The following is a 23,399-nucleotide window of genomic DNA, read 5'->3' as shown; positions in this document are numbered from 1 at the left end:
GGGCACGCGGGGCCGGCGCGGGTCGTCCCGTTCGTCCACACCCTCGACGACCACCCTCGACGACCACCCTCGACGACCACCCTCGACGACCACGCCGCCACCGTCGCCGAACGGTCCGTACGGATCGTGCGATGAGCGCCACCAGTTCCGCCCCGGCCTCCCCGGTCGGGTCACCCCACCGAGAGCAGGACTCATGAAGCCAGGACGACTCACACGCGTGGCGGCGGCATTCGTCGCGGTCGCTGCGACCACCGCCACGGCCACGCTGGCCTCCACCGCGGTCATCGCCCAAGCCGCTCCCGTGGGCACCGAGGTGATCGTCAACGGCGGCGCCGAGGAGACCACGATCGCCCCGTGGCAGGCCCGCGGCGGTGGCACCGTGACGGTCACCCGCAACACCGACGACAAGGCCACGGGCACCGCCAGCCTCCTGGCGGCCGACCGCTCCAGCTCGGTGCAGGGCATCAGCCAGAGGGTCACCGTCGATCCCGGCTCGACCTACAGCGTGAGCGCGAAGATCAAGTACACCGACGCCGACCCCGTGCCGGCCTCGATGAAGTTCAACCTCACCGCGGACTACGGATCGAGCGCCGACGGCGCCCAGTACGTCGTCCTGGCGAGCTCGACCATCGCCCGAGGGAGCTGGGCGACCTTCTCCGGCTCGTTCACCATCCCCGCCGATCGTGCGGTCGGCAACTTCCAGGTCTACTTCGAGAACGACTTCGGCCTGACCGCCTACCCGGCCTCCTTCGGTCTGGACGACGTCAGCATCACGAAGACGGGGGAGGGCGCCACGCCGGTCACCCGCCCCGACCTCCTCGAACGCAACGACAACACCGAGGCGGGCTCCTTCGGTGCGTTCGCCAAGCTCCCCGGGACCACCGGCGTCGCCGCGCGCGGCAACCCGCTGGTGACGCAGAACTTCGGAGCCGATCCCTGGGCGTTCGAGTTCGACGGACGCGTCTACGTCTACACGACCAACGACACCCAGGAGTGGTCCGACTGGCTGACCAAGGGCGAGTCGAACAACTACGGCCTGATCAACCAGATCAACGTGTGGTCGAGCGCCGACATGGTCAACTGGACCAACCACGGCGGCATCAACGCGGCCGGGCCTGCGGGCCTGTCGGGCACCAGCGCCGGTCGTCCGGGCAACTCCTGGGCGCCTGCCGTGGTCGCGAAGGACACCGACGGTGACGGCGACGAAGAGGTCTTCCTCTACTTCGCCAACTCTGCTGGGGGCATCTGGGTGCTGAAGGGTGACAGCCCGGTCGGACCCTTCACCGCGCCGCGGCAGACCGCACTGGTCTCCTTCGACACTCCCGGTGTGCGCAACAACAGCAACCCCGATGCCGCCGACGTGTGGTGGCTCTTCGACCCGGCCGTCCTCGTCGACGACGACGGCAGCGGCTACCTCTACTTCGGTGGTGGCGTCCCGGAGGCCAACGGTCAGCAGGTCAACCCGGACTCACCCGGCACCGCCCGGGCCATCAAGCTGGGCGACGACATGGTGTCCCTGGCCGACGACGACGGTGACGGTGCCGTCGACCCGGCCGTCCTGGTCGACGCTCCCGCCGTCTTCGAGGACTCCGGCATCCACAAGGTCGGCGACACCTACTACTACTCCTACTGCACGAACTTCACCAACAACCGCGTGATCAACGGCAGGTCCCTGGGCCGCGGCAACATCCACTACATGAAGTCCGACAGCCCCCTGGGTCCGTGGACCGAGGACACCTACGTCGGTCCGGTGTTCCAGAACCAGTCGGCCTTCTTCGGCGTGGGCGGCAACAACCACCACGCGATCTTCTCCTTCGACGACCAGTGGTACCTGACCTACCACGCCGAGACGCTGGACCAGGCGCTGCAGAGCCCGAGCGGCACCAAGGGGTTCCGCAACGCCCACATCGACAGGATCTCCATCGCAGCCGACGGCACGATCACGCCGGCCACGGGGACCCGGACCGGTCCGGGGCAGCTGGCCGACCTCGACCCGTATGCGGGCCCGGTCTCCGCGGAGACGATCGCGTGGCAGGCGGGGACCCGGCAGGGCTTCGACGGGGACGGCTCCTTCGGCACGACGGTGCCGACCTCGATCCTGACCAGCATCGACAACGGTGACTGGACCTCGATCTCGAACGCCGACTTCGGCGCCCGCGGCGCCCAGTCACTGGTCGCCAAGGTGCGTGGGCGCAGCGGTGGGACGATCACCGTCAGCACCTCACCCGACCGTTCCGCCACCGCGGCGGTCCTGGGGAGCGTCGAGGTGCCGGCCGGCGACGGCTCCACGTGGAGCGACGTCACGGTCCCGATCACCGCCGGCGCACTGAACGGCGTGTCGGACGTGTACTTCTCGTACGCCGGTGCCGCCGGGACCAAGCTCTTCGACGTGGCGTCCTGGACCTTCACCGCCGTCTCGGCAACGACCCCGCCCACCACCCCGCCCACGGTCACCCCGCCGACGGTCACCCCTCCCGTGGTGGTGCCGCCGGTCGCCACACCTCCGGCCGTGACCCGCGTGGTGGTGCGGCTGCCCAGGTCCGCCCGCGGCAAGGCGGTGCGAGTCGGCACCAAGCTGGCGCTCAAGGTCACCCTGGACAACGTGCCGGTCGGCACCGTGTTCAAGGTCCGCGACGGGAAGAAGCTGGTGCGCGAGGTGACCTGGACCGGTGCACCGATGAGGGTCACGGTCAAGGTCAAGCGCACGGGCACGCACCGCTACTCCGTGGTCGTGCCCAGCTCCTCCGCGATCACCGGCGGGTCGGACAGCGTGAAGGTCAAGGCGCGCGCCAGGCGCTGACACGCAGCACGATCGCGCACCAGCGGAAGACCCGCAGGTCCCTCACGGGGCCTGCGGGTCTTCTCGTGCTGCGTCCCGGACGACAGCGTCACCGGCCCGCGCCGACCATGGGCTCCTCGGCCGGCGAGCCGTCCGCCTCGGCGCGCTCGACGACGACGCGTCGGACGACGGAGGAGATCGCGGTGCTGATCACCTCGGGCGACTTGTCGCTCGTCCCCTCCAGGTGGGCCTTGATCCACGCCGTGAGGTCGTCGCGCAGCCGGTCGACCGCGCCCCTGCCCCGGGCGGTCACGGTCAGGTCGTCGAGGTCGCCCTCGACGTACCCGGCGGCGATGACCTGGCGGAAGGGCGGCTCGAGCACCGCGGTGGGCAGGTTTCGGGACCGCGCCATCTGACCGACGTCGGCGCGATGTCCGGCGGCGGTGAGCCCGTAGACCTGGACGACCGCCCAGAGCCCGGCCGCGTCCAGGTCCTCCTCGGAGGACTGCAGGAGGTCCAGCACCCGGTCGCGGTGCCGACCGTAGAGCAGGTTCGTGATCCGGCGCGACAGCACCTCCTCGTTGTCCGGCGAGTGCGGGGCACCGAACCCGGCGCCGAGGTCCGGCGCGGCGTCGGCCACGTTGTCGGCGAGCTTGACCTGCGGCAGCACGAGCGCCAGGACGAAGGCGAGCACGGCGACCGGGACCGCCCAGAGGAACACCTGGGTCAGCGCCCCGGAGTAGGCGTCGACGATCGGAGCGATCACCCGTGCGGGGAGTGCGTGCAGCGCTTCCGGCGTCGCCCGGTCGGCGGCTGTGACGCTGGGTGACGTGGCGATCGCCTCGGGCAGCCGGTCCTGGAGGAAGTTGGCATAGAGGGTCCCGAAGATGGCCGCACCGAAGGCGCTGCCCATGGTGCGGAAGAAGGTGACGCCCGAGGTGGCGACTCCGAGGTCGCTGTACTGGACCGAGCCCTGCACGACGATCGTGAGGACCTGCATGCTCATGCCGATGCCGAGGCCCAGGACGAACAGGTAGAGCGAGGAGACCCCGAGGGGGGTCGACGGATCCATCCGGGAGAGCAGGAAGAGACCGAGAGCCATCACCAGGCTGCCGACGACCGGGAAGACCTTGTAGCGACCGGTCTTGCTGACGATGTTGCCGGCGGTGACCGAGGTGATCAGCAGGCCCACCACCAGCGGCAGCAGGCGGAACCCTGACTCGGTCGCCGAGACGCCCTCGACGTACTGGAAGAACGTGGGCAGGAACGTCATCGCGCCGAGCATCGTGAAACCGACGACGAAGCTCAGGGCGCAGCAGACGGTGAAGACCCTGGCACCGAACAGGCGCGGCGGCAGGATCGGGTCCGCCGCCCGTTGCTCGATGAGCACGAAGACGCCGAGGACCGCGACGCCGCCGACGAGGAGGCCGATGATCTGCCACGAGCTCCACGCGTACGTCGTGCCACCGAAGCTGGTCGCCAGGATCAGCATCGAGGCGCCCACGGCGACCGCGACCATGCCGGGGTAGTCGATGCGCGGCTTGGCCCCGCGGGCCACGTGGGGGATGGTCCAGCGTGTGGCGACGACCACGACGGCGGCGAGCGGGACGTTGACGTAGAAGCACCAACGCCAGCTGGCATTGTCCGTCAGCAGGCCGCCGACCAGCGGTCCGATCACGGTGGCGAGGCCGAAGACGGCGCCGAGCGCGCCCTGGAACTTGCCGCGCTCGCGAAGCGGGATGATGTCGGCGATGAGCGCGGTGGCCGTGACCGTGAGCCCGCCGGCGCCGATCCCCTGCAGCGCCCGGGAGCCGATCAGCCAGACCATGCCGTCGGCCAGGCCGCACAGCGCCGAGCCCAGGATGAAGACGATGACGCTGAGCTGGAAGACGAGCTTGCGGCCGAACTGGTCGCCGAGCTTTCCGGCCAGCACGGTGACCGTGGTCTGGGCGAGCAGGTAGGACGTGACCACCCAGGACACGTGCGTGCCGCCGCCGAGGTCGCCGACGATGGTCGGCAGTGCCGTGGACACGATCGTCCCGTCGAGCGCGGCCAGCAGCATGCCCAGGCCGATGGTCGCGAACGCCGCGATCCGGTGCCAGCCGGTGAGCGCCCGTGTGGCGACCGGCGCGGGCGCCGGTGTGGCGGTGGTGGCGGTGGTGGCGGACAAGGGGCCTCCTCCGGGTCGGGGCACCCACAGTGTTCAAGCCTCCGTCCGGTCAAGGAAGGGCCTTTGTGCCGGGGTCCCTGCGCCGCACGATCGGGCGGGCGTGCGCGACAGCGAAGCCCCGCGGCTGCGCGCCGGCGAAGGCGATCGCTCGTTGCCCGAGCGGAGCCCTGGTGGCGAGGGCCCGATCCCGCGACGCGGCTGGGGACGCGGGTCGGCTGGTGTGCCCTCGAGGTTCAGGCTGGGGCGTGGGGGCGTCCCGCCAGGCCCGGCGTGCAATCAGCCGGCTCGATGGCGAGCCGCGGATGCGCTGCATGGGGTGGTGCCGAGAAGCGTGCGCACTCGGTGGCGTGGGCGCGCAGGTCAGGACCACCACGTCCAGGACAGGGAGCGGTCCACCGTGTCGGTGAAGACCTCGACCTGGCCGGGGACGCGGCAGGTGACGGCGACGCGCGAGGCGGGGGCGCCGGCGGGCGGCGTACCTCGTCCGACCGGACGCCAGACCGGGTCGGCGTACGTCGCGCAGCGGACCGTGCCGTCGAGGCCCGGCACGTAGACCGCGTGGACGCCGGGGTCGGTGGTGACCCACCCCAGATCGGCGCGGGGGCGCGGCCGCCAGGCATCGTCGGTCCGGGTCGGCACCCAGACGACCGGGTCGGCGCCCGGGCGGCGTCCCAGGCTGACCTGACCCGCGGGACCGGAGGCGGCGAGCAGGAGGTCGCCAGCGACTCCGCCCGCGTCGAAGCGCGAGACCACGAAGCCCGGTCCGCCGAGGTTCTCCCAGCCTCCGGCCATCAGCACGACCCGGTCGCGGTGCCGGCCCCAGAGCGTGCCGTCGACCGAGCTCGCCACGACGTACCCTCCGACGACGGCGAGCGGCGACGCCGGGGCCAGGGTGAGGTCGACGGTCTCCAGCCGGAGCCACGGTCTCGCGTCCGCGCCGGGGGACCAGCCCGCGTTGACGTAGACCTCGCCGTCGGAACCGGTCAGGTGGAGGTCCACGATCCCGGAAAAGCTGTTGTCCACGGGAACCACGGTGATGGTCGTCGACGACCCCAGGGGCACCGGTGCCGGGAGGATCCCGGCGCCGTCGGTCAGTGGCGCCGGGTCGGACCAGGGCTCGGTCCAGCGGCCGGTCTGGTCGCTCACCCGGACGTGCAGCCCTGCCGGGTCGACGGCGAAGAGGAGCGTCCGGCCCGTCATGTCGGAGCTGGCGGCCCACGAGACCAGCCGCCGCCAGTCGGGCACGGCGCCTGCGCCGTCGTCCTCGTACCAGGCTCCCTGCGTCATCGCCGCCTTCGCGCGCTTGTGCCACAGACGACCCGCGTCGTCGACGACGAAGAGGTCGTGGTGTTCGAGCCACACCGCGCTCGCCGATGGCTGCCGCGCGAGCAGCCAGCGCCGCGACTCCACCCCGCCGGCGACCCGCTGCCAGGTGGCCCACCGGCCCACCCGTACGGCGAACGGCCGGGGTCCGCTGTCGCGCCGGTCGTCCTCGACATTGATGCCGCCGAACGGCACCGAGCACTCCTTCAGGGTCCAGTCACCCATGAGCGCCTTGAGCGTGAAGCGGGCCTTCCACTCGGGGTCGTCGCCGGAGTCCAGCAGCTCGCCGATCGCCTCGAAGGGTGCGGCGAGGAGGTCGGGGACGCCCTCGGTCAGCAGGTCCCACGGGTCCATGCCGGCCAGCGCGTCGGGGTCGGGGAAGGAGAGGTCCAGCGGGTTGCCGCCGGCGGCCGGGTGCAGCAGCGACAGGGTCATGTCCGGGCTACGCTCGACGGGACCGGCGAGGTGGAGCCACTCCGCGTCGTGGTCGGTCTCCTCCGACACCGGCCCGACGGCGGCGGTCTGGTAAGTGACGACCCTCTCTCCGCCGATGTCGACCGTGGCCAGCGCGGTGGTGAAGGGCTCCATCGCCTCCTCGCCGGTGCGTAGGAACACCACCAGGGCGATGATCTCGTCGGCCGCACCGGCGAGCAGACGTGGCTCGTCGACCCGCACCGGCGTGCGGTAGTCGCGCAGGTCGTGGAGCAGCGAGTGCCCGTTCCACTCCAGGCAGTAGCCCGGCTGGCCCCACTCGACGCGACCGCTGCGAACGAATGGGTTCTCGAACCGGGGGTAGAGATCGATGGCCAGCGGGTGGCCGTTGAGCTCGAACTCCGGGTCGTCGGTGTTGGTCACCCGCAGCCGGTCCGCGCCGCCCTCGGGCCGCGGCACGTCGTAGGTGCACTCGAGGTCGCCGGTGTCGTCGAGGTGCACCCTCGCCGAGGAGACCCGGTCCATGAACGCCTCGAAGCTGCCGTACTCCGAGCGGCTCCCGACCTGGACGATCCAGACGTTCTTGCCGTTGACATACCAGTCCCGGCCGGCGAACGGGTCGGGCCGGCCTTCCATCAGCTCTTCCTTCTCCTCCTCCTCGAGGCGCTTGGGGTAGGGGTCGTCGTCCTTGGAGAGCCATTCGGGACGCTGGTTGGAGAACACCCCGACGTAGCCCTCCTCGGGCTCGCCGGTGGTCCCCCCCGGCGTCGGGTGGCGCACCATGCCGAACACCCAGAAGCCCTTGGGGCCGATGTGCCCGATGTCGAGCAGCGCGAAGTCGGCGTCGTCGTAGGCCGATGTTCGACGCTCGACGACCCGGTCGAAGCCCTCCTGGGGGAACCACGCGTGTGACCCGCACTCGGCCAGGAAGTCCTGCACGGCGTGGAACTCCGACAGCATGATGACCGCGCCCCGGTGCGCGGCGATGCGGGGCGTCGCCCAGTAGCCGGTCCACCAGTCCGGGCCGTCGAGGCGGCCGAGCGGGTTGGTGCCCTCGAGGTACTCGTCCTCGAGGGCTACCGCGGCGATCCCGCCGGCGACCGCGCCCAGCGGCCCGAAGACCACGCCCCCGACGGCGGCGCCGCCGAGGAAGACCACGAGGTCCGAGATGTCGAGGCCCTCGAACCCCGCAGTGACGAAGACGTTGAGCGCACCGGAGAGCGTGGCCTGCTGGAGGCTGCTCTGGAAGTTGAGCTGGCCGGGGCGGAAGTTCTGGGCGCTCGACTGCATCGCGCCGGGGGAGCGGTAGGTCAGGATGTTGGCGCGCGTGCGAGTGGAGCCCTCGAGCACCACGGACAGATCGTCGGCCGTGTCCTCGTCGATCTCCGCGACGCGGTCCCCCCCGTCGCCGCTGACGAGGTCGGTCACCGGTCCGAGCAGGTCGCCCGGTCCGCCGGGCAGCGCGAAGTCCGTCGCCTTGGTGTAGCGCAGGACGTACTCGATCAGAGTGCGCACCATCCCGAACGCCTCGGCCTTCTCCAGCCCGAACTGGTGGACGAGCCGCAGCGTGTTGCGCACGACCTGCTTGTTGAAGAACGCCGACATGCCCCAGAAGAAGACGGTGTCGTCCTCCATCCGTCCGTAGTCCTCGTGCGTGCGGGCGATCTCGCGGTTGACCTCGTCGAGGTGCGGTTGGTGCAGCGCGCGCTTGACGGCGTAGCCCCGCAGCAAGGAGTCCTTGGTGACGGACTTCTGCGAGTAGGCGATGCCGTACTTCGCCGCCTCGTCGAAGGTGACCGACACCCGGGCGCGGTCGGTGAAGGGGTACGCCGGCGGGTGACTGCCGATCTCGAGGAGGACCTGCGGCACCTCGTAGGTCGAGGTGGCGAAGCTGGCGCCGATCTCGGAGCTGCCCTCGGCGAAGACGCCCTTCACCCCGAGCAGCATCTCGGTCACGTCGGTCAGCCCGTTGTCGAAGCCGTGGCTCTTGGACTTGAACTGGCTGCGGCCGCCGGCCGCACCCATGGAGCCGCGGTGGGAGAAGCGCAGGACGTCGAAGAGCATCAGGTCAACGGCCATCGTGGCCTTGGTGCGCACCTCCTCGTCCTTCGCGAAATCGACCAGGTTGAGCAGCGCCCACAGGTGCTCGCGGTAGTAGCCGGAGGAGTTGAACTCCATCCAGCCGAACATCAGTCGGTTGTTGAGCCACTTGAGGCAACGGGCGCGACCGCGGCGCCGCCGCTGCTCCCCGCTCTTCACGCTCTCGGCCACGGGCGCGCCGGGGATCACCCGGCCCGGCTGGAAGGCGTCGTCGAGCCAGAGCTGTCCGAGGAGGTACTCCGACGAGGCGAACATGATGTAGTGGTTCTCGGACCAGAACTCCATCTCCCGGTCGTTCTCGTCGCCGTAGCCGAGGTCGCGCTTGACCTTGTTGACCCGGTCGTTGTCGAGGGCGCGCGGTTGCTCGTCGAGCCAGAACTTGTAGGACTGCAAGCCCTGCTTGAGGATCTCGCCGGCGATCGGTGACCAGCTCGTGTCGGGCGCGCGGGGCTGGCTCGCGGTCTCCTCGAGGATCACGCGCAGCTTGGCCTCGCCGGTGCGCAGCCGGTCGCGCAGCGGGTGGTTGTCGCCGCACGCGGCGGCGCGGGCATTGAAGAAGCCGGTGAAGGTGTCGTCGGGCACCGCCCTGGTGCGCCAGGCGGGGGTCGGGCCGAAGGACGCCGGCAGCGGGCCGTAGCGATAGAGCAGCCGGACCAGCTGGCACAGGCCCATGTCCGAGTTGGGCTTCCAGCCGATGCACTCGCGCAGAGGGTCGTTGTAGACGCCCACCCAGTACTTCATCCGGGTCGACCACGGGTAGTCGCGCACCGGCCCCATGGCGGCTCCGTTGGTCGCGACCGACAGGTAGTGGAAGTCCTTGTCCTCCTGGTTGTCCGCCAGCCGGATGCCCTCGGTGAACCTCGCCCGCACGTAGTCGCCAGCCGGTCGGGTCGTACTGGCGGTCAGCATCATCGACACGAAGGCCCGGTACGCCGCCGGTGCCGCCCCGATGGGCGTCCCGTCCGAGGAATCGCCGGATGTCCCCGCGTACGGCGGCCGGACGCCGGCGATGCCACCGATCGCCACTGCGAGGTCGGTCTCGAACGACGCGACGTAGCCCTCCAGCGACCGCACCCACCCCTCGGTCTCGAGAGTGTTCTCGCCCTCGAGCGGGAAGAGCTCGGGGACCAGCCACGGCATCCGGCCAGCGGTCTCCGCCCGCGAGATCGCAACCCCCCGAGAGTCGCCGCGCGCCCGGGCCGACGTCGTGATCTTGGGCGGGTCGCGCGGATAGCCGTTGAGCGTCGGGAAGGGATCGTGGGCGGACCTGGAGGCGCTGGCCTCGAGCTCCGTGCGCAGCGCTGCGAGCCTTTCCGCCAGGCGGTGCGGCTCCCGGGCACCCAGGAAGTCTCCGACCCGGCCGAGCAGCGTGCCGCCGAAAGCGCCGTGGAGCTCCTCGTCCTCCTCGGTCCAGACCGACTCGCCGCTGTCGAGGTAGACCCGGTCGATGTCCTTGATGCCGACACTCGGTCCGGCAGCCGGGTCGCCGGTGAGGCCGGTCGACTCCGAGATCAGAGGGAGGCGGGTGTCGTCGGACGTCGGGCGGATGCCGCGGAAGGTGTCGAGGTTGAGGCGTCTCAGCTGGCTCTCGAAGAACCACGCCTTGCGACGCTCGAGCGCCTCACGCAGGTCGCCGGCCACGCGGTCACGGTTCCGGCGGCACGGCAGGCCCGGGTCCGCACGGCGTGGGGTCCCAGTGCGGCAGGTCGGCGTCTTCCTTCAGCAGGACCAGCGTGGTGGGCAGGGTGACCTTCCACTGCTGGACGCAGACCTCCTGGCCCGGCGCGAAGTTGGCGGCCTTGATCTCGTCGATGATCGAGAGGTAGTGGTCGCCGAACATGTCGGGCATCTCCTGGCCCATCCACACGTCGCCGGTCTCCTGGTAGTGCGCGAGGGCCGCCTCGAACCCCGGGCGGACGGGTACGACGACTCGCGCAGCGCCAGCCTTGAGGAAGGCCTCGAACATCGGGTCGGCATCCTGCATCAGCGCCAGCTCCTGCCACCGCTGGGGTCGCGCCCAGAAGTAGGGGTAGCAGGTGTACATGAGGTTCTCCCACTCGAAGGCACGCTCGAAGAAGGCGATGACAGCGCCCCACTCGCGCACCTGCAGCGGGTCCGGGAGCGCCGCCGCGGGAGGTGCCGGGGCAGGCGCAGGGGTCGGCAGCCACGCGGCCGGGTGCTCGCCGAGCAGCAGGAACACGAACGCCCGCTTGAGCTCCTCCAGCGCCACCTTCGGGTCGTGGGAGAGGCCGCCGGCGGCGATCTGGGCGCGGAACCCCGCGACGTACCTGGTCAGCTTGTCCTCGTAGTCGGCCAGCTGGCGCTGGTAGCCGCTGACGAGCGCGGCGTGGGTGCGCAGCTGCCACTGGGCGTACGACGCGTCCGTGCGCTGGCAGACCAGGGCGACCGAGTAGGCCAGCAGGACGAGTTGGTCGAAGCAGCGGGCCGTCACCGGGATCTCGCCGGTCTCGCCGGCCATCGTGAACGTCACGTTGAGTCCCGGGTTGCCCGCCCCGCCGAGCCGGTGGTAGTTGCTCGAACCGACGAACACCTCCAGCATGCGACCGGGTTCTTGCAACCAGGTGGCGTTGACGCGCTGCACGTAGCCGCTCAGCGCCTGGTAGTCGCCGGGGATCGCGAGCTTGAAGGCGGTCTGGTGCGGCATCTCCCGCTCGCCCCCGTAGGCGTTGACCTTGTGGCTCCCGTCGACGACCTCGGTGTGCGCGACGGTCCGCAGCAGGTCCGGCGGCGGGTTCACGGATCCGGACACGCCGTACTGCTGGGCGTACCACTGGTAGTTGGCCGCATCGATCCCGCTGGGTGCGGGGATGGAGTTGACGGGCTTGGACAGCTGGAACGCCTCGGGAGCGACGGCGGACTGCAGCGCCTGCACCAGGACGGCCGCCGGCTCCGGCACCACCACGTCGTACATCAGGCGCTTGCCGTAGTCGAGCACGCGCAGGCTGTACTCCTTGTCGACCCACTGGTAGATCCCGCGGATCTTCTCGGTGCCCTGGGAGTTGTCGAGCACGTGCTGCGCCCGCTCGGTGTAGCTGCGACCCTCGCGGCGGCCGCGCGTCGCGTGGACCTCCTGGGTGATGGTCTCCACCGACTTGTTGACCAAGGTCTGCGCGTAGGTGGACTTGCTGTTCTCGACGAGCTTGCCGTAGTCCGACGACGTCGTGCCGTCACCGGCCGTGCTGCTCTGGCGCCCGGACTCCTTCTGCACCTCCGAGGCCAGCTCGTGGTGCTCGGTGGACTGCTGGTCCCGCTCGCGCGACTCGCTGGTCGTGGTCTCGAGGGTCTCGAAGGTCTCCATGAACTCGTGCCGGCGGGTGCGGCGCCGCAGCAGCTCGCCCTCGAGCACGTTCTCGATGTGGGAGATGGCGCCGGGGGAGTAGCCGATCAGCTCCTGGCGGACCACCCGGAGGTTGCCGATCCCCACCGGGCGGGTGATCGCAATGCTGACGTCGGGCTCGTCGGCCGGCGGCTCGTCGGGCGCCTCGCCTGACAGGGTCGTCTTCGGACCGCCGGCAAACAGGCGCCCACCCACCCGGAACACCGGCGCCGCCGTGGTCACCTCCTGCGGCAGCAGCTGGTCGTTCAGGGTGACGAGGCGACGGGTGACCCGGTCGACCAGGAAGGGTAGCGGAGCCTGGTCGGGCTCGATGCCAAGGTCGCTCATGGCCGTCAGCTGGGCGTCGGAGAACCGCCGCCGTCCGCCGTCGTTCAGCCGGACCGTCGATGTGCCGAACCCGGCGGACTCCGTGGCCGTCTCGCCGTCCGGCCGGTCCGTACGCGCCTCGAGGCCGGCATCGACGGCGTCGGCGACCGTCACTCGGAGCTCATCGGGTCGCAACGTCACCAGCGCCTCCAAGGCTCCGGCGAGCGCGTCACGTTCGCCGCGCAGGGCCTCGCGGTCGCCGTCGTGGCCGGGCTGGTCCGTGTCGCGTGGTGGCGGCGGCTGCCGACGCACGGGCGTGCGCGCGGTGGCCGCCAGCGGCGCGGGAGGTATGCGGAGCGGCCGCGACAGCAGGCGGCGCATCTCGGTGCGGTCGGCGGGGACGGCCGCGTCGGTGGCGATCAGCTCCAAGAACGCGACAGCCCTCACCTGCCCCGCGATCCGCGCGGCGTCGACCCGGTCGAAGGCCGTCAGCAGCTTGACCGCGAGGGCGGCGTTCTGCAGCAGCTCGCGGTCGCGCTGGAAGTCGTCGCGGGCGACGACGTCCTGGGCCCGCACGCCGAAGAGGTCGGAGACCGCGCGGCGGGTGTTGGCGGGGTCGATCGTCTGGGTGCTGCGGAGCGCACCTCTGAGCTCCGTCAGCGGATCGCCCAGGCTTGCGGGCTCGGACGTCGGCGACGGGTAGTGCTCGTCCAGGTAGTCCCTCGCCAATGCCCGAACGCGCTCCCCGGGCGTCTGGTCACCGTTCGGGTCATCCTCGGTCGCCGCCGTCAGGGCCTGCTGGAAGTCGGAGTCGTTGGTGACGTCGATCGCGTCGGTCCTCGCGGGCGAGGCGAAGTCGTGCTCGATGAAACGGAACAGGTCGACCACCGGTCACCTCCAGACCGGCTGCGCACACGGGCGCCGCACTGACGACCCGGGCACAGTCACGCCTCATTGACTCTAAGGCCGCCCCCGAGGCCGGGTCGATATCCCGATCGCGGTATGTCTCGTCGCAGCCGCATCTGTCGCCGACGACGTTCCAACGGTCGCGCGGACGGCGTTTCCGCAGGTCAGGGGCGCGGGGCCGGGCGCGGGCCGGAGGCTCAGCGGCGGAGCTTCTGGTTGACGGCGCCCGGTGAGAACTCGTGGTCCACCACGAGCCGGGTCATGCCGACCACCGCCGCGTCCTCGCCGAGGCTGCCGCGCTGGAGCCGCATGTGGCGGGTGGCGCGGGGGAGCGCCATGGCGTAGAGGGTCTCGCGGATCCCGGCGAGCAGGGCGGTAGAGGACAGGTCGCCGCCGACGAGGACGACATCGGGGTTGACGACGCAGACCAGGCTGGCCATCACCTCGCCGATGCGCCGGCCGGCCTCCTGGGTGAGGCGGGCCGCGTCGGGGTTGCCGACGCGCAGCAGCTCGCCCACCTCGCGGCCGGACGCCGCCTCGACCCCCAGCTCGCGGAGCTGGCGCGCGACGGCGCGCCCGCTGGCGACCGCGGCCAGGCAGCCCTGCATCCCGCACTGGCAGCGGGCGTCGGACGCCGGGGAGACCCGGATGTGGCCGATGTCGCCGGCGCCCCCGTCGGAGCCGGTGTAGAGCCGGCCGCCGATCACGATCCCGGTGCCGACTCCGGTGGACACCTTGACCAGGCACAGCGCCCGCGCGTCGCCGTGGCCGGCGGCCAGCTCGCCCAGCGCAGCGGCGTCGGCGTCGTTGGCCACGTGCACGGGGACGCCGTGGATCCCCGCCTGCAGGTGCTCGCCCACCGGGTAGGCGTCCCAGCCGGGCATGATCGGCGGCTCGCTGGGACGACTCGAGCGCGGGTCGATGGGCCCCGGCAGGCTCAGGCCGAGCCCGCAGAGCTCGGTCGCGTCGACGCCGAGGTCGCCGAGGAGCTCGCCGGCGCGGGCGGCGATGAGGTCGAGGACGGAGGAGGGGCCCGCGTCGACGGCCACGTCGAGGTGGGCGTCGCCGATCACCGTGCCGCCCAGGTCGGTGACGGCGATGCGGGTGTGGGTGGTGTCCACCGCCGCGGCCAGCACCTTGGCCTGGTCGGTGTTGAACGCGAGCCGGCGGCGGTGCCGGCCGCCGGTCGACTCGGTGGTGGTGCCCTCGACGATCATGCCGGCGGCGAGCAGCGCGTCCACGCGCTGCGCGACCGTCATCCGCGAGAGGCCCGTGGCCTCCAGGACGTCGCCTCGGGTGGAGGCGTGGCCGTGCCGGATCAGGTCGAGGATGTCGCCGGGTCCGGTGGGCACGGGCGGGTCTCCTCCTCCTGCGACTGTCTGCGAGCGCCGCAGTTGCGTCGGCCATGATCCCACATGCGCAAGCGCTCAGCAGTAATTGCTTGACACCTAGACATGATAGGTCGATTGTGTGAGCAAAAGTGCGCGTGCTCACATCGGGAGGCTCCATGTCCACGTTCCGCCGGTCCCGATCTCGGGCAGCCGCCGTGCTCGCCACGACGCTGGTCGCCTCGCTGGCGGCCTGCGGCGGTGACGACGGGGACGGCGGCGGGGACGCCGACGCCCTCACCGTCTGGATCGTCGAGGACCTCCCCGACCGGGTGGCCGCCACCCAGGCGGTCGTCGACGACTTCGCCGCCGACAGCGGCGTCGACGTCGAGCTGGTCGCCGTCGCCGAGGACCAGTTCAACCAGGTGCTCACCTCCAACGCCGCCGCGGGCGACCTGCCCGACGTCATCGGCGCCCTCCCGCTGGGGCAGGTGCGCACCCTGTCGGCCAACGAGCTCGTCGACACCGCCGCGGTCGGCGAGGTGATCGACAACCTCGACGCCGCCACCTTCAGCGAGAGCGCCCTCGAGCTGACGGCCGACGGCGACTCGCAGCTCGCGGTGCCCAGCGAGTCGTGGGTGCAGCTGCTCGTCTACCGCAAGGACCTCTTCGACAAGGCCGGACTGGCTGCGCCGGAGACGTACGACGACGTGCTGGCCGCAGCGGAGGAGCTCGACAGCAGCGACGTGGCGGGCTTCGTGGGCGCCAACGTCGCCGGTGACGCCTTCACCGCGCAGACCTTCGAGGAGATCGGTCTCGGCAATGACTGCGAGATGGTCGACGACGCCGGCGAGGTCACCCTCGACAGCGACGAGTGCGTCGAGGCGCTGGAGTTCTACAACACCCTGCAGCAGGACTACTCGGTCAACGGCGCCCAGGACGTCGACACCACGCGTGCCTCCTACTTCGCGGGGCAGGCGGCCATGCTGATCTGGTCGAGCTTCATCCTCGACGAGCTGGCCGGCCTGCGCGACGACGCACTGCCCACCTGCGAGGAGTGCACGGGCGACAAGGCCTTCCTGGCCGAGAACAGCGGCGTGGTGACCGCGATCCAGGGGCCGTCGGGCTCGGAGCCGAAGACGTACGGCGAGGTCACGTCGTGGACGATCACGCCCGACTCGGCCGACTCGGCCACGCAGTTCGTCGAGTACATGATGACCGACGGCTACGAGCCCTGGATCGCGATCGCCCCCGAGGGCAAGATCCCGGTCCGCTCCGGTGACAGCGCCGGCGCCACCGACTACGCCGACGCCTGGGCGAAGATGAAGGTCGGCGTCGACACGAAGGCCCCGCTCTCGGACTTCTACGGCCCCGACGTCCTCGAGGCGCTGACGTCCGGCACCGACACCCTCCAGCGCTGGGCGATCCCGCAGGGACAGGGCGACCTGCTCGGCGCCATCCAGGGCGAGCAGCCGGTGGCCAACGCCGTCAACGAGGCGGCCAACGGCACGTCTCCCGACGAGGCCGCGAAGCAGGCGGCCGACGCGATCCGAGCGGTGCAGGACTCGCTGTGACGATGAGCGGGCCGGCCGCCCCGGCGACGGTCGCAGCGCCGGACCCGGACGGGAGCACCCCGACCGGCCGGCGCAACCGGCGGGTGCGCTCGGTCCGCGCGCGGGACGACCGGCGCACCGGCTACCTGCTGATCACCCCCACGGTCGTCATCGTCGCGACGATGGTGGTGCTGCCGATCCTCTGGACGATCTCCCTGGCGTTCCAGCGGGTGCGGCTGCTCAACCTCAGCACCACCGGTGTGGTCGGCGACTACAGCCTCGAGAACTTCCGCAACGTCCTGACCTCCCCGGGCTTCCTCGACGCGCTGGTCAACACCCTCGTCTACTCGGTGGGCGGCACGGTCTGCGCCATCGCGCTCGGGCTGGTCGCGGCGCTCGCGCTGCGCCGGCCGTTCCGGGGGCGCGGGCTCGCGCGGGCCTGCATGCTGCTGCCCTACGTCGCGCCCGTGGTGGCCGCGACCTTCGTGTGGGCCACGATGCTCAACCCGCAGTTCGGCGTGGCCAACCACTACGGCACCACCCTGCTGGGCTGGGACGAGCCGATCGCGTTCCTCAGCTCGGGCGAGCCCATCTCGCTGTTCGGCGCGGAGCTCCCGGTCAGCCAGGCGATGCTCAGCGTGGTGCTGTTCGAGGCGTGGCGCTCCTTCCCGTTCGCCTTCCTCTTCCTCACCGCGCGGCTCCAGGCCATCCCCGACACCCTCGACGAGGCGGCGATGATGGACGGCGCGAGCCCGAGCCAGCGGTTCCGCCACGTCGTGCTGCCGCAGCTGCTCCCGACCATCGCCGTGCTCACGGTGCTGCGCTTCATCTGGACGTTCAACAACTTCGACGACATCTACCTGCTCACCGGTGGCGGAGCCGGCACCCAGGTGGTCGCGGTGCGCGTCTACGACTACCTGATCAACCGCGGCGACATCGGTGCCGCGGCGGCCCAGGCGCTGGTGCTGGCCGCGATCCTGGCGGTGCTGGTGACCGCCTACCTCAGGCTCTTCGGCCGTTCGGAGGAGGTGGCATGAGCACGACCGGCCGCGACGCGGTCGAGCGCAGGCTGTGGGGCGTGCTCCGGCCGCTCACGATCGCGTTCCTCCTCCTGATCACGCTCTTCCCCTTCTACTACATGGTGCTCCTGTCGTTCCGTCCGCTCGAGAGCCTGCTCCAGGACCCCGGCGCGCTGTGGCCGGCCTCGGGCGAGATCGACCTCGGCACCTACCGCGACGTGCTCGCCTCGACCGAGGACGGGGGGCAGGGCTTCCTGACCTTCATCAAGAACAGCGCCCTCGTCGCCGTCGGCACCGTCGTGCTGAGCCTGCTCGTGGCCATCCCCGGTGCGTACGCGGTGAGTCGGCTCGACTTCTTCGGCCGGCGCCAGATCAGCGCGGTCTTCCTCGCGGTCTACTTCTTCCCCGCGATCCTGCTCGCCATCCCGCTGTTCGTGTTCTTCACCCGCATCGGGCAGCGCGGCACCCTCACCGGACTGCTCGTCGTCTACGTCGCCCAGGTGGCGGCGGTGTCGATCTACATGCTGCGCAACTACTTCGACACCATCCCGGCCAGCCTCGAGGAGGCGGCCGCCATCGACGGGTGCACGCGCCTGCAGGCGATGCGGCACGTGAGCCTGCCGCTCGCGCTGCCGGCGATCGCGTCCAACGCGCTGTTCGTCTTCATGATCGCGTGGAACGAGTTCCTCTTCGCCCTGCTCTTCCTCGTCGAGCGCCGGGATAACTGGACCGTCTCCCTCGGGCTGTCCCAGCTGGCCGGGAGCATCGAGGTGCCGACCACCGTGCTGATGGCGGGCTCGGTCATCCTGACCCTCCCGATCGTCGTCATGTTCTTCCTCAGCGAGCGGTGGCTGGCGGGCGGGCTGACCGCGGGCGCGGAGAAGGGCTGAGCCGGGGGTGCCCGAGGTCGTCTCGTTCACCGCGCCGGGGAACGTCGCGCTGGTTCCGTGTGACGCTGCGCCGCTCGTGCCCGGGTCGGTGCGGGTGCGCACCTGGTACTCCGGGATCTCGGCCGGCACCGAGCTGACGGCCTACCGGGGGTCCAACCCCTACCTCTCGCGCACATGGGACGCCGAGCGCCGACTGTTCGTGGAGGGGCAGCCGACCTTCGCCTACCCGGTCGTGGGCTGGGGCTACTCCGAGGTGGGCGAGGTCGTCGAGGTGGCCGACGACGTGCCCGAGGGCATGGCCGGCCCGGTCGTCGGCGACGTGGTCCACGGCATCTGGGGCCACCGCAGCGAGGCGGTCGTCCCCGCCGCGGCCGTGCGCGACCGGGTGTGGCGGGGTGGAGACGCCGTGTCGGGCACGTTCGCGCGGGTCGGGGCGATCGCGCTCAACGCCGTCCTCGCCGCCGACGTACGCCTCGGCGACCGCGTCGCGGTCTTCGGCCAGGGCGTCATCGGGCTGCTGGCGACCCGGGTCGCCGTCCTCAGTGGCGCGCAGGTGGTCGCCGTCGACGCCCTCGACCGGCGGCTCGACGCGGCCCGCGCCATGGGCGCCGGGGCCGTGGTGGCGGCCGACGCACCCGGTGGCGCCGGGGCGGTGGTCCGCGAGTGGTCGGGGGGCGGCGTCGACGCCGCGATCGAGCTCAGCGGCAGCGACCGGGCGCTGCACGAGGCGGTGCGGTCGGTGGTCGTCGACGGCACCGTCGTGGCCGCCGGCTTCTACCAGGGCGGCGCGGCCCACCTGCGGCTCGGCGAGGAGTTCCACCACAACCGGGTGCGGATCGTGGCGAGCCAGATCTCCGGCGTGCCGGGGGAGCTGCGGTCGCGGTGGGACCAGCCGCGACTGGTGCGGACGTTCATGGACCAGGTCCGGCAGGGACGGGTCGACGTACGGTCGCTGGTGACCGACGTGGTCGACGCCGCCGACGTGGCCACGATCTTCGCGCGCCTCGACCGAGGTGACCCCGACATCCTCCAGGCGGTGCTGCGCTTCCCGGCCGCCCCGGACGACCCATGAGCGCGCCGGCCGTGGGCGAGACCGGACCCCGGTTCCCCGCCGATCGGGGCGGCGTGGCGATCCTCGGCTGCGGCACCATCGCGCAGTCCGCCCACCTGCCCGCCTACGAGCAGTACGGCGTGGGGGTGGCCGGCGTGTGGAGCCGCAGCCCCGGCACCACGCGGACCGTGCGCGAGCGGTTCCCGTTCGTCGGCCGTGTCTACGACACGGCCGACGACCTGCTCGCCGACCCCGCCGTGCGGTTCGTCGACATCGCGACCGGCCCGGAGGGCCGGCTGGAGTGGATCGCGGCCGCGATCGCCGCCGGCAAGCACGTGCTCGCGCAGAAGCCGCTGACGCTGTCCGGCGACGACCTGCGCGCCCTGCCGGGCCTGCTCGCTGCCGCCGACGCGGCCGGTGTCCGGGTCGCGGTCAACCACAACGGGCGCTGGGCGCCGCCGTGGCGCGCGGCCACGCTGCTGCTGCGCGCGGGTGCGGTCGGCGACCTGGTCGGGGTCACCCACCTGCACGACAAGCCGCTTCCCCCACTGGCGGGGACGCCCTTCGACGACGTGCCGCACATGCTGCTCACCGACTACCTCCTGCACTGGGTGGACATCACCCGCACCTGGCTCCGCGACGGTGGCGCCGGCGAGGTGGTCTCGGTGCAGGCGGTGGACTCGCGGGTCCCCGGGCAGCCCGCCGACGCGCTCAACCCGTGGTCGGCGACGCTGTCCCTGGCCGCCCAGTCGGGCGCCTCCGCCGTCGTGCGGATCGCGGGGAACGCCGTCTCGGCCGAGCCCGGGTGCCCGTTCTGGGTGCACGGCACGACCGGCACCCTGCGCGGCAGCGTCCTGCTCGACTCCGACCGGCTCGAGCACGACGACGGCTCGTCGCGCCGTCCGATCCCGCTGCAGGGTGCGTGGTTCGTGGACGGGTTCGCGGCCGCGATGGGCGAGCTGATGTGCGCCGTGGCCGAGGGCCGCCAGCCGGAGAACAGCGCGGCCGACGCCTCCCGGTCCGTGGCGCTGGTGCTCGCCGCCCGCGAGTCCGCCGAGCGCGGCGGCGTCCCGGTCGCGCCGTCGTACCCCCTGGTGGCGCCGTGACGCGGGGCGGCGAGGTCGTCGGCGAGCTCGCGGTCGACCCGGTCCGCGGCCGCGTCTACGCCGAGGGCTGGCAGAGCTGGAGCCCCGCGACGTGGTCCCCGGTGACCGCGAGCCCCCGGCGTCCCGAGCACCACTGGCAGCACCTGATGCGCTTCCGCCCCGGCACCCCGGTCCACCGCGAGGCGTTCCAGGGCGAGGGCCTGCTGGTCGTCGACCCCGGGACCGGCGATCCGGCCCACTGCTACCGCGCCGCTGCGGGCCGCCACGACGTGCCGACCGTCCACGCCGTCCTCGAGCACGACCGGGTCGTCGTCCGCGCCACCGGCGACGTCGCCACGACCGAGCACGTCGACGGCGGTGAGGCCGCCCTGGCGGCGTACGGCGACGAGCTCGCCGCCGCCCGCGGCCCCCTCCCGAGCGGCGCGCCGCCGACGGTGTGGTGCTCCTGGTACCGCTACTTCGAGGAGGTCACCGCCGACGACGTCCGCGACAACCTCCACGCGATCGAGTCCCACGACCTGCCGGTCGACGTGGTCCAGGTCGACGACGGGTGGAGCGCCGGGCTGGGGGAGGGCCTGCTCCCGTCCGCGCGGTTCGGGTCGCTGGTCGGGCTCGTCGAGGAGATCCGCTCGACCGGCCGCCGCGCCGGTCTCTGGGCGGCCCCCTTCCTGGTGGGGGTCGAGACCACCCTCGCCCGCGACCACGCCGACTGGCTGGTCGGCCCGGCCGGACGCAACTGGGGCCAGGCGCTGGCCGGCCTCGACCTCACCCACCCCGGCGTGCAGGAGCTGCTGGTCGACGCGCTCGGACGACTGACCGCCCTCGGCATCGACTACCTCAAGCTCGACTTCCTCTACGGCGGCGCGGTGCCCGGCCGGCGCCACGACGACGTCGACGGCGTCACGGCCTACCGGAGGGGGCTGGAGCTGGTGCGGGACGCGGTCGGCCCGCACGTCTACCTGGTCGGCTGCGGCGCACCCCTGCTGCCGAGCGTCGGCCTGGTCGACGCCATGCGAGTCTCCCCGGACACCTTCCACGAGGGCGGCGAGGACGGCTCGACCGGCCTGCGCGGGCTCATGCCGATGGCCGCGCGGGCGTGGCAGCACGGCCGGCTGTGGGTCAACGACCCCGACTGCGTGGTCGCGCGCCCGACGTACGCGCACCGCGAGCGGTGGGCGGCGCTCGCCCGCGAGTACGGCGGCCTCCGCTCGTTCTCCGACCGGGTCGCCGAGCTCGACGGCTCGGGCCTGGCGATCGTGCGGCGGCTGCTGGCCGACACCGTCGACGCGGGCACCCCGTTCCCGCTCGAGCGCATCCGGTCCGGCGCCGAGGTGGCGCAGCGCGAGGTGACGAGGTGAGCGCCGACGGCCTCGCGGCCAGGATCTCGCCGCACCTGGCGCTGCTCTACCCCGGTCGCTCCGACGAGATCGGCGCCCGCCTGGTCGCCCTGGCGCAGCGGTACGCCGAGCTCCTCGCCGGGCGCGAGATCGCGCCGCTGACCCATCGGACGACCTACCTGATCACCTACGGCGACGGGATCCGCAGGCGCGGGGAGGCGCCGCTGCACACGCTCGGCCGGTTCCTGCACGACGCGGTCGGCGACGTGGTCAGCGACGTCCACCTGCTGCCGATCTTCCCGTGGACGTCCGACGACGGCTTCGCGGTCGTCGACCACCGAGCGGTCAACCCGGCGCTGGGCGACTGGCAGGACGTCACCGACCTGTCCGCCGAGCACGGGCTGATGCTCGACTTCGTCGCCAACCACACCTCCAGCCGCAGTCCGTGGTTCCTCGGCTGGCTGGCGGGCGACCCGGCCCGCCGCGGGTTCTACCTCGAGGAGGATCCCGACTTCGACACCTCCCGCGTGACGCGACCGCGGACGACGCCCCTGTTCCACGCCTTCGCGCGGCCCGACGGCACCGAGGCGCGGGCCTGGACCACGTTCGGTGAGGACCAGGTCGACGTGGACGTCCGGGAGCCGCGAGCCCTGGAGGAGCTGGCCGACGTGCTGCTCGGCTACCTCGCGCGCGGCGCGTGCGCCATCCGGCTCGACGCGATCGGCTTCCTCTGGAAGGAGTCCGGCACCAGCTGCCTCCACCTCCCGCAGACACACGCGGTGATCAAGCTGTGGCGGGCGCTGGTCGACCACGTCGCGCCCGGCGCGCGGCTGCTGACCGAGACCAACGTGCCGCACGCCGAGAACGTCTCCTACTTCGGCGACGGTCACGACGAGGCCCACCTCGTCTACCAGTTCGCCCTCCCGCCGCTGGTGCTGCACTCCTTCGTGGCCGGGTCGACGTCGCGGCTCAGCGACTGGGCCGCCGGGATCGGACCGGTCAGCGACACGGCCACCTGGTTCAACTTCCTGGCCAGCCACGACGGGATCGGGATGCGTGCCACGGAGGGGATCCTCGACCAGGCCGAGCGCAGGGCGCTGGTCGACCGGACCCACGCCCACGGCGGCCGGGTCTCGTGGGTGGAGCGGCCCGACGGCTCACGGAGCGTCTACGAGCTCAACCTCAGCTATCTCGACGCGCTCTGCACCGTCGAGGAGGCGCGCGACCCGTCCGTGCTCGCCGGGAAGTCGCTGGCCGCGCACAGCATCCTGCTCGCGTTCCTCGGTGTCCCGGCGATCTACCTCCACTCGCTCGTCGGCTCCCCGCCCGACCTCGAGGGGATGGTCACCAGCCGGATCAACCGGCGGATCAACCGGGCGGTGCTCGACGCGGACCGGCTGCTGGCGGAGCTCGCCGACGACCCCCGGCGGCGCGCGGTGTTCACCGGCCTCCGCCGGCTGCTCGACGTACGCCGCAGCGAGCCCGCCTTCTCGCCGTTCGGCACCCAGCACGTCGAACGGCCCGACGACCGCGTCTTCGCGGTCCGTCGTGGCCGGGGCACCCCCGACGAGCTCCTCTGCGTCACCAACGTCAGCGCCGACGTCGTCCGCCTCACCGACGTCGTCGGCACCGACGTGCTCACCGGCCGTCGCCTCGAGCCGCTGGAGCTGGGCCCGTGGGGCCACGCGTGGGTGCGGCCGGACCGCTGACCCCGACGGACGATCTTCGCCCGATCCCGCCG

At 72.0% G+C, this 23,399-nt stretch carries 12 protein-coding genes; 8 read left to right on the top strand and 4 right to left on the bottom strand.

Annotated elements, in window-relative coordinates:
* Window positions 1-193: 193 nt before the first annotated feature.
* On the top strand, window positions 194-2,800 hold the full coding sequence (locus JX575_RS14800) for a family 43 glycosylhydrolase (RefSeq protein ID WP_186340558.1): 2,607 nt from the start codon (window positions 194-196) through the stop codon (window positions 2,798-2,800).
* An 88-nt stretch (window positions 2,801-2,888) separates the two neighbouring features.
* Here JX575_RS14800 and JX575_RS14795 read toward each other — a convergent pair whose 3' ends face one another.
* The 4 genes from JX575_RS14795 to JX575_RS14780 form a co-directional block, all read right to left on the bottom strand.
* Window positions 2,889-4,949, bottom strand: a complete 2,061-nt coding sequence (locus JX575_RS14795) for an MDR family MFS transporter (RefSeq protein WP_241005184.1) — start codon at window positions 4,947-4,949, stop codon at window positions 2,889-2,891.
* 360 nt (window positions 4,950-5,309) lie between these two features.
* Window positions 5,310-10,445, bottom strand: coding sequence for a hypothetical protein (locus JX575_RS14790; protein ID WP_186340559.1), 5,136 nt, complete (start codon window positions 10,443-10,445; stop codon window positions 5,310-5,312).
* A 4-nt stretch (window positions 10,446-10,449) separates the two neighbouring features.
* Window positions 10,450-13,356 carry a hypothetical protein gene (locus tag JX575_RS14785; RefSeq protein ID WP_186340560.1) on the bottom strand — a complete coding sequence of 969 codons (2,907 nt, stop codon included), beginning with the start codon at window positions 13,354-13,356 and terminating at the stop codon, window positions 10,450-10,452.
* 215 nt (window positions 13,357-13,571) lie between these two features.
* Complete coding sequence (locus tag JX575_RS14780) at window positions 13,572-14,726, bottom strand: ROK family transcriptional regulator (protein WP_241005183.1); 1,155 nt, start codon at window positions 14,724-14,726, stop codon at window positions 13,572-13,574.
* A gap of 155 nt (window positions 14,727-14,881) precedes the next feature.
* On the opposite strand from JX575_RS14780, the gene JX575_RS14775 reads away from it, so the two are divergent.
* Genes JX575_RS14775 through JX575_RS14745 form a run of 7 tightly spaced genes read left to right on the top strand, consistent with a single transcriptional unit; the run spans window position 14,882 to window position 23,367 of the window.
* Complete coding sequence (locus JX575_RS14775; RefSeq protein ID WP_186340561.1) at window positions 14,882-16,276, top strand: extracellular solute-binding protein; 1,395 nt, start codon at window positions 14,882-14,884, stop codon at window positions 16,274-16,276.
* A 2-nt stretch (window positions 16,277-16,278) separates the two neighbouring features.
* Window positions 16,279-17,292 (top strand): sugar ABC transporter permease, encoded by a 1,014-nt coding sequence (locus tag JX575_RS14770; RefSeq protein ID WP_186340562.1) that lies wholly within the window; start codon window positions 16,279-16,281, stop codon window positions 17,290-17,292.
* The gene (locus tag JX575_RS14765; protein WP_186340563.1) at window positions 17,289-18,164 is read left to right on the top strand and encodes a carbohydrate ABC transporter permease; all 876 of its coding nucleotides are present in this window, start codon (window positions 17,289-17,291) and stop codon (window positions 18,162-18,164) included. Before JX575_RS14770 ends, JX575_RS14765 begins: the two co-directional genes overlap by 4 nt.
* Before the next feature lie 7 nt (window positions 18,165-18,171).
* Window positions 18,172-19,236, top strand: a complete 1,065-nt coding sequence (locus tag JX575_RS14760; protein ID WP_186340564.1) for a zinc-binding alcohol dehydrogenase — start codon at window positions 18,172-18,174, stop codon at window positions 19,234-19,236.
* On the top strand, window positions 19,233-20,321 hold the full coding sequence (locus tag JX575_RS14755; protein ID WP_186340565.1) for a Gfo/Idh/MocA family oxidoreductase: 1,089 nt from the start codon (window positions 19,233-19,235) through the stop codon (window positions 20,319-20,321). The genes JX575_RS14760 and JX575_RS14755 overlap by 4 nt, the downstream gene beginning before the upstream one ends.
* Complete coding sequence (locus JX575_RS14750) at window positions 20,318-21,679, top strand: glycoside hydrolase family 36 protein (protein WP_186340566.1); 1,362 nt, start codon at window positions 20,318-20,320, stop codon at window positions 21,677-21,679. Before JX575_RS14755 ends, JX575_RS14750 begins: the two co-directional genes overlap by 4 nt.
* Window positions 21,676-23,367: a sugar phosphorylase gene (locus tag JX575_RS14745; protein WP_186340567.1), complete on the top strand. Its 1,692-nt coding sequence runs from the start codon at window positions 21,676-21,678 to the stop codon at window positions 23,365-23,367. Before JX575_RS14750 ends, JX575_RS14745 begins: the two co-directional genes overlap by 4 nt.
* The last annotated feature ends 32 nt before the right edge of the window (window positions 23,368-23,399 follow it).

Source organism: Nocardioides sp. zg-1228 (genome assembly GCF_017086465.1).
GTDB lineage: Bacteria > Actinomycetota > Actinomycetes > Propionibacteriales > Nocardioidaceae > Nocardioides.
This window is presented reverse-complemented; position numbering and strand designations above follow the sequence as displayed.